14 protein-coding genes and 1 pseudogene are annotated in these 10,580 nt (G+C 27.5%); 4 read left to right on the top strand and 11 right to left on the bottom strand.

The window, feature by feature from the left end:
* Positions 1-325: 325 nt before the first annotated feature.
* From LJD32_RS13675 to LJD32_RS13650, 6 genes are all read right to left on the bottom strand, one after another.
* On the bottom strand, positions 326-559 hold the full coding sequence (locus LJD32_RS13675) for a hypothetical protein (protein ID WP_147579880.1): 234 nt from the start codon (positions 557-559) through the stop codon (positions 326-328).
* Between the two features lie 88 nt (positions 560-647).
* Positions 648-1,526, bottom strand: a complete 879-nt coding sequence (locus tag LJD32_RS13670; protein WP_227392654.1) for an HAD hydrolase family protein — start codon at positions 1,524-1,526, stop codon at positions 648-650.
* 11 nt (positions 1,527-1,537) lie between these two features.
* Positions 1,538-2,461 carry a hypothetical protein gene (locus LJD32_RS13665; protein WP_227392653.1) on the bottom strand — a complete coding sequence of 308 codons (924 nt, stop codon included), beginning with the start codon at positions 2,459-2,461 and terminating at the stop codon, positions 1,538-1,540.
* Between the two features lie 56 nt (positions 2,462-2,517).
* Positions 2,518-3,156, bottom strand: a complete 639-nt coding sequence (locus LJD32_RS13660) for a hypothetical protein (protein ID WP_052011132.1) — start codon at positions 3,154-3,156, stop codon at positions 2,518-2,520.
* 1 nt (position 3,157) lies between these two features.
* Entirely contained in the window at positions 3,158-4,474 is a 1,317-nt protein-coding gene (locus LJD32_RS13655; protein WP_175301216.1) for a M18 family aminopeptidase, read from the bottom strand.
* Between the two features lie 31 nt (positions 4,475-4,505).
* Positions 4,506-5,945, bottom strand: coding sequence for an APC family permease (locus LJD32_RS13650; RefSeq protein WP_227392652.1), 1,440 nt, complete (start codon positions 5,943-5,945; stop codon positions 4,506-4,508).
* A gap of 326 nt (positions 5,946-6,271) precedes the next feature.
* On the opposite strand from LJD32_RS13650, the gene LJD32_RS13645 reads away from it, so the two are divergent.
* Positions 6,272-6,526, top strand: a complete 255-nt coding sequence (locus LJD32_RS13645) for a hypothetical protein (protein WP_227392651.1) — start codon at positions 6,272-6,274, stop codon at positions 6,524-6,526.
* 132 nt (positions 6,527-6,658) lie between these two features.
* Here LJD32_RS13645 and LJD32_RS13640 read toward each other — a convergent pair.
* The 5 genes and pseudogenes from LJD32_RS13640 to LJD32_RS13620 all read right to left on the bottom strand — a co-directional run.
* Positions 6,659-6,967, bottom strand: a pseudogene (locus LJD32_RS13640) (GNAT family N-acetyltransferase); the annotation flags it as partial.
* Between the two features lie 166 nt (positions 6,968-7,133).
* Positions 7,134-7,673, bottom strand: coding sequence for a hypothetical protein (locus LJD32_RS13635; RefSeq protein ID WP_227392649.1), 540 nt, complete (start codon positions 7,671-7,673; stop codon positions 7,134-7,136).
* On the bottom strand, positions 7,670-7,960 hold the full coding sequence (locus LJD32_RS13630; RefSeq protein WP_032091477.1) for a hypothetical protein: 291 nt from the start codon (positions 7,958-7,960) through the stop codon (positions 7,670-7,672). The genes LJD32_RS13635 and LJD32_RS13630 overlap by 4 nt, the downstream gene beginning before the upstream one ends.
* 203 nt (positions 7,961-8,163) lie before the next feature.
* Positions 8,164-8,724 carry a hypothetical protein gene (locus LJD32_RS13625; protein ID WP_032091478.1) on the bottom strand — a complete coding sequence of 187 codons (561 nt, stop codon included), beginning with the start codon at positions 8,722-8,724 and terminating at the stop codon, positions 8,164-8,166.
* 37 nt (positions 8,725-8,761) lie between these two features.
* Positions 8,762-9,190, bottom strand: a complete 429-nt coding sequence (locus tag LJD32_RS13620; protein WP_022002128.1) for a hypothetical protein — start codon at positions 9,188-9,190, stop codon at positions 8,762-8,764.
* Between the two features lie 153 nt (positions 9,191-9,343).
* Between LJD32_RS13620 and LJD32_RS13615 the strand changes: the two genes are divergently transcribed.
* From LJD32_RS13615 to LJD32_RS13605, 3 genes are read left to right on the top strand one after another with little or no spacing between them, the layout of a single operon-like run.
* Positions 9,344-9,682, top strand: a complete 339-nt coding sequence (locus tag LJD32_RS13615) for a PadR family transcriptional regulator (protein WP_227392648.1) — start codon at positions 9,344-9,346, stop codon at positions 9,680-9,682.
* Positions 9,675-10,082: a DUF6120 family protein gene (locus LJD32_RS13610; RefSeq protein ID WP_227392647.1), complete on the top strand. Its 408-nt coding sequence runs from the start codon at positions 9,675-9,677 to the stop codon at positions 10,080-10,082. Before LJD32_RS13615 ends, LJD32_RS13610 begins: the two co-directional genes overlap by 8 nt.
* A gap of 22 nt (positions 10,083-10,104) precedes the next feature.
* Complete coding sequence (locus tag LJD32_RS13605; protein WP_032091481.1) at positions 10,105-10,503, top strand: DUF6120 family protein; 399 nt, start codon at positions 10,105-10,107, stop codon at positions 10,501-10,503.
* The last annotated feature ends 77 nt before the right edge of the window (positions 10,504-10,580 follow it).

Genomic DNA, 10,580 nt, shown 5'->3' with positions numbered 1-10,580 from the left:
TATCATAACTTTCTAACCTTTCAATAGTACTTCCACTGATATTTTCTAATTTAGAACTTATTCGATTGACATGTCCATCTCTTTTTTTAGCTACCTGTGGCAGTATCCATATCACATAGGCTTTTTTCATCCCATCATAATTTCGATAATCCTATTCTTTACCATTTTGACTGGTAATTATTCTTGAAAGATAATCATTTCCTCTTGTAAGCAAAGCATAGCCAGGATTCTCTACATTTTGTATTTCTACATCTAGTTAGATTCTTTTCATTGTTTCATCAACTTGTGACAGATTGATATAATAGAAATAATCAAATTCTACTTTTCAATGATGAGGTATATCAATAACATTATTGAGTTGTTGAAAATAATAATTTCCTTCCTGATCTTTCTTTCCTTTAATAATTTCAATGATTTCTTCTAAAGAGACATCCTTAGCTTCTTTAACAAAGCCTTTGGTGATTCTTCCTAAAGTTTCTGGATGTCCTAATATTCTTTTACAGAGTTTATCGAGCATGATAATATGATCATTTGATGTAATTTCTAGTACTTGGTCCATTTAATTTATCCCTCCTATTATTATATAGACAATTTTTTGACGTTTTTCTTGAAAAAAAGAAAAACTTTCAAAGCATTTACTTTGAAAGTTAAATCAAATCTAAATCTTTTAAAATATGAAGTCCTTCTTGAATAGCACCATTTCCACCTGTTTTAGTAAGTGTATAGGTTGCTGCTTCTTTAGCCTCCTTACATCCATTAGCTGGTGTAAAACTATAAGGAAATCCTTTTAACATACATACATCATTTAAACCATCTCCAAAAGTTGCCACTTCATCAAGGGTCAATCCTTTTAATTTTAAAACTTCTTTTAACATAATTCCTTTATCATAATCATCACAAGTAATTTCAATATTATCTTCATATGATGAAGAAATGTTTAAATGAGGTATACAATCTAAACGTTCTCTTACGCCCTTTGCTTCTTCAGGATTTAAATGTCTAGCATCTACTTTTAAAGGAAGTGCTCCTTGTTGATAAATTTCATCAATTGAAGAAACCGACGTACAATCATTTAAATATCCCCATCTTCTAAAGAATGTCGTATTTGGAAGGTCTTCTAAAGTAATGCCCTCACGACCTTTCATTAATAATTTAACATGTAAGTCCCAATAACTTTCAAAATCTGTTAAAATATATTTTCCTTTTGTTGTATGAATAGAAATATGATAATTATGTTTTTGTAAAATAGGAATCATCTTTCTAAAAGCATCTTCATCCATTGGATGCACAATATTTTTAGTTCCTTCAATATTTCGATATTGTGTCCCATTATTAATAATCAAATCTCCATCAACATGACTCTTTTTAATCATATCAAGCATCATATTCATATCTCTTCCAGATGCAAACATAAACTCGATACCCTTTTCTTTATAAAAATCAATCTCCTTAATATCATCATCATAAAAATGATTATCTCTATCAATACTTGTTCCATCAACATCTAATACAACTAATTTAATCATTCTAATTCCCTCTATTTTCCAAATCTATCTTTTAATTTATCAAACAAACTTTGTGAAATACCAAATTTTTTACACATTTCTTTAACATATTGATCAACTTCTTCATTTGACATATTTTTTAATTTTTCTTCATCAATACCTAAGTTTTCCATTGTTGATTTCATTTGATCATACATTCCTGTATCACCATTTTGATAATTACTCATCATTTCATCGACCCAACGCTTTGCTCCTTCTAATTGTTGGTTTTCTTGACTATCTTGTTGATCAAAGAAACTTTGTGCTTCATTTAAAGCATCAATTTCATCACTATCCAATCCTAAACTTTCAAAGAAATCTAAACAATAACGACATAAAGAACGACATTCATCTTGATAATCTAAATCTTTAAGTTCTTTTGCCATTTCTAATTCATGTTCAATATCTTTAATTTGTTGGAAGTGTTGTTCGTTAAGTTCTAAATCTTCATAAACATCTTCTTTTAAATCATTTAAAACAATTGGTACAAAGTATTCTACTTTTTCATAAGCTGACATTTCATAATGAACAGGCATTTCTAAAATTTCACTTAAACATTCAATAAATCCTTTTAAATTTAAATATTTATTTTTAAAAACAAAAGTATTTGCTTTTGTTTTGATTTTCGCATAAAAATCAAAACCTTCTTCTTTTTTTACTAGTACTAATTCTTCTATATCTTCATATAAAAAGGAATGAGGCTCTTTAAAACAAAAATAAACACCTTGATCTGTAAAAATCATTCCTTGACTACCATCATCGCTGGCATCAACAAATCCAAGTACTTGATAATCTGTGGTACTTCCATATAAATAAAGTGCTTTAGAGATTTGTGACGGTATATTTTGTTGATTGTAAAATGTTGCTTCATTTACAATATTTTCATCTAAGTTTTCTAATATGATTTCTTTTTCCATTTTTATCACCTTCTAATACTTTACTATAAATTTGAATGAATGCAAAGAAAAAATCCTTAATTGCTTAAGGATTTTGAATACATTTTCTTACTTGTAAAAAATGCGACAACTAAAATAACAAAAGTGATATCAAAAGGACTGTTATAAAATAAGATTGAAATCAATAATGATATAACAATACTTACTATTTCAATGATAAAAGGTTGAAATGAAACTTGATATCGTTTAATCAATTGTCTTTGATTTAAAAGCTGCTTAACACTTATAACAAGCATAATGACTGCTACTAATAAATCAATATAATAATTAATTAAATAATGATTTCCTACCAATTCTTTAACAAAAAGAAGCACAATATATATACACATGGTAAGCAATATTCCAGACATTTCATATTTATTAGAATCTCTTTGTTTTAATTGATTGATTTTTTCTTTGTAATTTATTTTTCTATCTATTTGATCAACAAATGCTTGACTTCCTTTAGTCATCACTTGTTGAACTGTTTTTCCTTGATCTTGAAAAGATTTCATTTGATCAAGAATTTCAGAAAGTAAAATATTTGTCTTTAAAACATCTTTTCGTTTTTTAAACAAGCATTTTTCAATTTCTTGATAACATTTAAAATAATCATCATTTAAACTTTTTACTTTAACACTATTTTCAAAATATAAATCATACTTCTTTTCTTTCATCTTAATCTACCTTTAACGAATGACTATTTACTTCGCTAATATGACTATTAAAGAACTCTGTCATGACTTGAATCATATAATAAGTATCTTTAATACCAGCAGTTTCATATGTAGAGTGCATTGCAAGTTGTGGTAAACCGATATCTACACTATTCATAGAAACTTGTGCCATTGCGATATTTCCTAAAGTACTTCCTCCCGCTTCATCTGAACGATTTGCGAAGAATTGTACAGGTACATTGGCTTTTTTACATAAATCTTTAAATACTGCAACGCTTACCGCATCGCTTGTATATTTTTGACCTGCATGAGATTTTACAACAATTCCTTCATTCATATAAACACAGTTTGTTGCGTCTGTTTTTTGTGGATGATGTGGATGAACTGCATGTGCATTATCAGCAGATAACATAAAACTTGAAGCAATTGCACAATAGAAATCTTCTTCTGTTTTTCCAAGTGCACTGTTAGCACGTTTTAAAACATCATATAAAAGTGTTGAAGCAGCTCCTTGTTTTGTTCCTGAACCAACTTCTTCGTTATCAAAGCAAGCTAATACATCAATTGATTGATCATTTCCACCAGCTAAGAATCCTTTTAATGAAGTAAAAGCACATTGTAAATCATCTAAATGTTGGCTTGAAATAAATTCATCGTTAGCTCCCCAGATAGATGGCGCTGTACGATTATATAGATATAAATCACTACCATAAATATCTTCTACTTGAACTCCTGCTTCTTTAGCAACGAGTTTCATAAAGTCACCTGGTTTACAATCAGCCCCGCCAAATAAAGGAAGCATATCAATTTGTTTATTATATGCATAACCATCATTGACCGCTCTGTTCATATGAATAGCCATATTTGGAATTAAAACTAAATCACGATCAATATTAATTAATTGTGTTTTTAATTCATTTCCATCTTTAACTAATAAACGTCCAGCTACAGATAATGGTTTATCAAACCAAGTTGAACAAATCATTCCTCCATAACCTTCTGTATTTAATTGTGTGTATTTACCCTTTACTTCTAATTCAGCATTTTCTTTTAATTTGAAAGTTGGGCAATCACTATGTGAAGCAGCAACATTAAAACTATAATTTTCTAAATTGCTTCCGACCTTTAAAGCAATAATACTTGAATTATTACGAGTAACATAATATTTTCCACCTGGAGCCATTTTCCAAGGTTTTCCCTCTAATAATTCAACAAATCCATCTTTGTTTAATTCTTTTTTAATGTTTTCAACAGCATGGAATGCTGTAGGACTTTTTTGTAAAAAATCTAATAATTCTTCTGAAATTCCCCTATACATTTTCTAACACCTCTTCTATATTTTATCACAATTATTCTGTAATAGCGTTAGCTTTTTCTCTTTTAGCAATAGCTGGTAAAATTAATCCTAACGCAGTTAAAACAACAGGAGTAATAATATTTAAAGCCATTGTAAATAAGTCAGTTGAGTAAACACCCATGATACAACATGCAGCTGTTACAAAAAGACACCATCCACCAAAGAATAAAGCAATTGGTTGACACTTAACAAAACGGTAATCAGCTGGAATCTTATCATAAGCTTTTCTTAAACCAATATAAGCTAAGAATACCCAAATATAACGCATTGGCATACAGACAGAATTTAATTTATTTAATTGTGCTAACACTCCGGCAGCACCTTTTCCACCAATGATTTGAATTAAAATGATACTTCCTGATAAAACAACAACCATTTTAATCCCATTAACATAAGCCCCATATTTATTTTGTTTTAATAATTTAGATGGAATGAATTGTCTTGCATCTTCATTATCTAATAACATTCTAAGTGGTGCATCAATACTTAATACTAATGTTGAGAATTGCCCAATCATATTACATAATGCATAAATAATTAGTAATGCATCTCCCATATGATAGTATTGACCTAATTTTTGGAATGACCAGTAAGCACCATTTGATACATATGAATTGAATGATTCTGGTGTTGCATTGATTACAGTTGGATCAAACATCATACCCATAGCAAATGTACCTAAAATAGCACATACCATAACCATGATTGCAAGTGCAATCATCCCTTTTGGGAATCCTTTTGAAGGATTTTCTACTTTATTTACATAAGGTGAAATCTTTTCACACCCACCAACTGCAAATACCAAAATAGAAAGTGATGTAAAATAATTGACATTAAATTGTGGAACAATTTTGTCAAAACTAAAATCTAATGATAAATATCCCCCATTTGGATTAATTGCTGGTGCAGCAAACATCATTAAGATATATAAGATTGACATAACGAACATACTTGTTCCTGCAACTGTTGCTAATTGTTTAAGTGGGTTTAACCCTCTACTAGCAAACCAACAGAAAAATAAGAATACTGCAAGTGTAGCAAGTTGCACATATAATGTTGGAAGTGAATCATAAACTTCAGCATTTCTAAAAATTGCCCAGCTTAATGCTTTTAAACCTCCACTACCTTTACTTGCAATATAAGTAACGTGACATGCCCAATATGTCCATCCAGCATAGTATGCAAGTTTAGGACCAAATGTTTCATGTACCCAAGAACTTACTCCTCCACCAGAATTTTTAAACGCAGACCCTAGTTCTCCCACCATTAAAGCGTAAGGAACAAAATAAAGTGCGAACATTAATACCCAACTAAAAACTACTTGGATACCATTGAAGTAGATAAAGCCATTTAAAACGTTTCCAAATCCCCAAACAGTAGAAAACGCCATGAAAGCTAAACCATACCACTTGATTTTTTTTGAATCTTCCATGATTTTACCTCCGTATTTTTTGAATAACTTAGGTCGTTTATTCTTAAATAAAATACAAATATTGTACTTCACGATATACAATTATATCGTATTATGTCGATAAATGCTATACATTTTATTTCATTGTACTCTTTTTTAGACATTTATCCGTAAATTGTCTAAAAAAGCATACATTTATCCCAAAATATAATATTCTATTTTTATCATCAATAAACTTTTATTATTATTCATTTCTATTTAACACCAAATATTTACCTTTTAAACACCTATTTATTTCATTAAATCCATGCCCGCTTTGTTAATATAAATCAAAAGAGGTGACAAATATGGAAAATACATTATATTTTAAAGACATGATTCATTGTGATCAAAATAACTATCCTAAAAAAATCTACAAAGTAGAATATTCTAAAATGTTGATAGAAATTTTAGATAGTGATCACATTCAGGGTAGACCCTTCTATTTTAGCAGTCCTCATTCTAGAGACGATTTCATCAAACAAATTAAAGATCATATTTTAAGAATCAATTATGAAGAGCTCGAACAAATACAGCACTATTGGAAAAAGAACATAAAATAATTATGAGAGGTTTTGCCTCTCTTTTTTTAATCACTCAATAATTGTCCATTTTTTACTTTTCTCCCAAATGACATGCTGTTTTGAGAAAAAAGTAAAAAATTGTGAGAAAAAAGCTATTGGTTGTCCAATAACTTAAAGTATCTTTTTAAAATACAAAACATCATCCATCGGATTATGATAATACGCCTCACGTTCAACAAAACCTACTTTTTTATAAAGCTGAATAGCTACTTGTAAAGGAATAATCGTATCCAACACCATTTCTATATAACCTGCTTTTTTAGCATACTCTAAAATTTCTAAAACAAGCTTTTTACCTAATTTATTTTCTCTATATTTTGGTTTTACATACAAGCGTTTCATTTCACAGCGACTCTTTGAATGGCAATGATAGGCAACCATTCCTATCACCTTTTTCTTTTCTACAGCCACTAAAAGTTCTCCTTCAGGAGCTGTATATTTTTTTACTGGATTTTATAATTCCTCATCAATATTTTAAAAAGATAAATCACGTCCCAAACGCTTTGTATATTCTATAATTAATTCTTTTACTTGATCTAAATAATCAACACCATTACATATTTCCATAAAATCCTCTGATTTCAAACTAATTTTTTTCATATATATTTTCTATTATCTTTGTATCATCCCATATTTTTGAACTTTCAAAAGTGATTACTCTTTCTTTTCCCTTTAATATAAAAATATGTTTTTGAATATCTACAAGAGATTTATTTTGGTAAAAGAAAACAACAACTTCCCCATAACATTTCTTTTTATCATTTTTTGTTTTCTTAATGCATTCATTTAATTGTTGTAAAGAAATATCAGTTATACGATCGATATCAAAATTATTATACTCTTGATATTGAGTACTTCCTTTTGCTTTTATTTCATCATAATAAGCATCTTTAAATTCATTTTTCTTAAAAATGAAAACACTTTGTTTACTTGCAGGTAAACATTTAATTTTTTGATCTTTTAATGATAGATCAATTGGTTTATTTGAAGTATTTTTTAAAATTAAAATAACTTGATCATCTATTTTCTTTGTTTCAAATGAATATAGTTTATTTTGTGGATGACATCCTGTAAAAAGTGTTATCAAAATCATGAATGCACACATTTTTATAATCAATTTTTTCATAACTTTTCTTCCTTTTTATATAATCTACGTCGAAGTAAAACTTCTAAAATAAGATCAATAAATACTGTTACAAGATATATTGGATAATAATTCCAATATTTATCTTTTACTCTATTCATTTCATGAATTGGATTTTGTATAAAAGCTAATGCAATCAACAGTATTCCTAAAACATTAGAAATTCTAATAATGATCAATCCATAGTTATTTTCCTTATTCAGCAATTGTATAATTTGTCCTACAATACGTATAAGAAAAATAATTTCTATCGCTATCCAATAAAACATAAAATTTCATCCTTTCCATTACATGCAGGCAAGAGAAAGCCAAATCAATGAAAGACAAAATACAACTACTGCTATTAAAAATAAAGTAACCCATAAAGCATATTTTCTAATATTTCTTTTCATATTTTTCTCCTTATTATAATTTTTAAAAGGTTTTATTATATATTTACTTACTTTTCAACAATACAATGGTTATTAAAATATTATTTTTCTATCAAAAAGTTTATTGCTTCTTTGGCGTTTGAAATAGGATAATAGGGCGTGCTTTTCTTTGTATTATCTTTATATTCTATTTCTAAACCTTTTTTATTTCCTTTTTTTGGTAAACTTCGATAATAATATCCTGAATAATCTTTTGCATTTTGATCATTAAACTCTAAAAACACTCCTTTTGCATAATAAAATACATAGCCTTCAAATTCTGGAGATACATATCGAAAGCCCTCTAATTGTCCATCTTTTAAAAAACGTACTGCTACAAATTCTTGACAAGCTTTTTTATTGTCATCTTTTGATAAAAATATGTGATATTCAAAATAATCACCTAAACTACTTCTGCCTCCTATCAATCGATGATCTCCCATATATTTTTTAACATCTTCTTCTGTAAAATTGCTATTCAAATCCATAAACATTTTTTGATAAGGGCTATATTTTATGATTGTTTTAGTATCATCTAATAAAATATCCTTATTAGATTTTACACTACATCCACCTAATATTACTCCCATAACAAACAGTAATAAAATCATTTTTGCTTTCATTTTATTTCACCCTTCCTTGTTAAAACCACTCAAACATTTAATTATTAATTAAATACGTACGATATTTTAAATATAAAACCATATTAATGATCAAACCAACGCACATAAAAGTTATGGCACTCGAATAATGAAACATTGTCATAATTGAAAAATGATACATAACCAAATCAATTACAAGTAATCCAAATAAAAGAAAAGTATTTCTTTTAAGATCAATACATTCTTTAGAAACAACCTTTTTAATCATCATAAAAAAATAAACAAATATTATAAAATAAAACAAATAATGTATGACAACTGATAAATTATAAAGCAAGCCTACTTCTCCATAAATGGGATTTCCATCCGTTCCTATTGTAATCCAATGGGTAGAAATGTAATTATCAAAGTATTTAAATGCTAATAAACCTATTATTTCAAAAACATAGCTTAAATAAATAAGACAAACATCATATTGTTTCTTCATTTTCTTTTCCTCCATCCATAATATTATGAATCAAGGAAGCGCTTTCCTTACTTTCATTATACGTCTTTCTACCATTATGTCAATTATACTTTTATTATAATAGTATCTTGTTTATAATAATTCATATGTTATAATCAATTTGGGTGATAAAAGATGGCAAAATCTAACAGTTTCTTTAATATTGATATGCTTGTTTTAAGTTTGTTGAAAGTAAAGGATTGTTATGGATATGAATTAGTAAAATTAATTAAAAAAATTTCCAATGGCTCATTAGATATTAAAGAAGGTACTCTTTATCCTGTTGTACATAATTTATTAAAAAAAGAATATATTTCAAGTCGAGATGAGATCGTTAATAAAAAAATCAGAGTTTATTATCATATTGAACCAATTGGAAAAGAATATTTAGAACAAACAATTATTGAATTTAGAAAGAATATGCAAGGTGTATTTGAAATCATTGCATATGGTGAAGGCAAAAAAGATGAGTAACGATATAAAAAAATATATAAAATACGTTAAAAAAATTATTCCAATCCATTCAAAAGATAAAAAAGAATTTATACAGTTATTAACACAAAAAATCATTGAATTTTCTAATGAACATGACTCCTGTAGTTATCAAGATATCGTAGACGAATTTGGTGGTCCTAATGAAGTTGCTGGTTCTTATATTGAAACTTTAAATAGTGACGAAATTATAAAGAAACTTAATAAAAAGAAAATTATAAATATTTTTATTTCTATCATAATTATTTTATGCATAAGTGTTTGGGGATTTGAAAGATATCGAATCAATCAATTGATTGATGAAGCAAAACATACAAAGATGAAAACATATACAGCTGAAGAATATAAAGAAAAAATAGCAAAAGAAAAACAAGAAAAATAAGTATTTAAATTAGGAGTAAAAAATGAATAAAGAAATCAAAAAATATATAAAATATGTTAAAAAAATTATTCCTTTTTATTCTAAAGATAAAAAAGAATTTCTAAAGTTACTAACACAAAAAATCATTGAATTTTCAAATACTCAACCTAATTGTACTTATCAAAATATCATAGATGAATTTGGTAGTCCTAATGAAGTTGCTGGATCATATATTGAAAGTTTAGAAAACGATGACATAATAAAGCAACTTAATAAAAAATATATTTTTAAAACATTAGTAACCATTATTATATTTATATCTATTGGTATTTGGTGTTTAGAAATTTATCATTTCAACAAACTCTACCAAGATGCAAGAGACAGTATTCATGGATATTGGGTAGAAGAAATCACTGAAGATAGTCGCATAGAAAATGAATAAGGCTCCTTTCGGAGCCTTATTTTGGTATATTAAATTATCCGGTGCTTAGAGGTTCGCTCTAAATTATTAGGCGGAGT

This window comes from Faecalibacillus sp. TM498 (assembly GCF_020589955.1).
In the GTDB taxonomy this organism is placed as follows: Bacteria; Bacillota_I; Bacilli_A; order Erysipelotrichales; family Coprobacillaceae; genus Faecalibacillus; species Faecalibacillus intestinalis.
The sequence above is the reverse complement of the archived record's forward strand: the minus strand, read 5'-3'. Positions and strand labels throughout refer to the sequence as shown.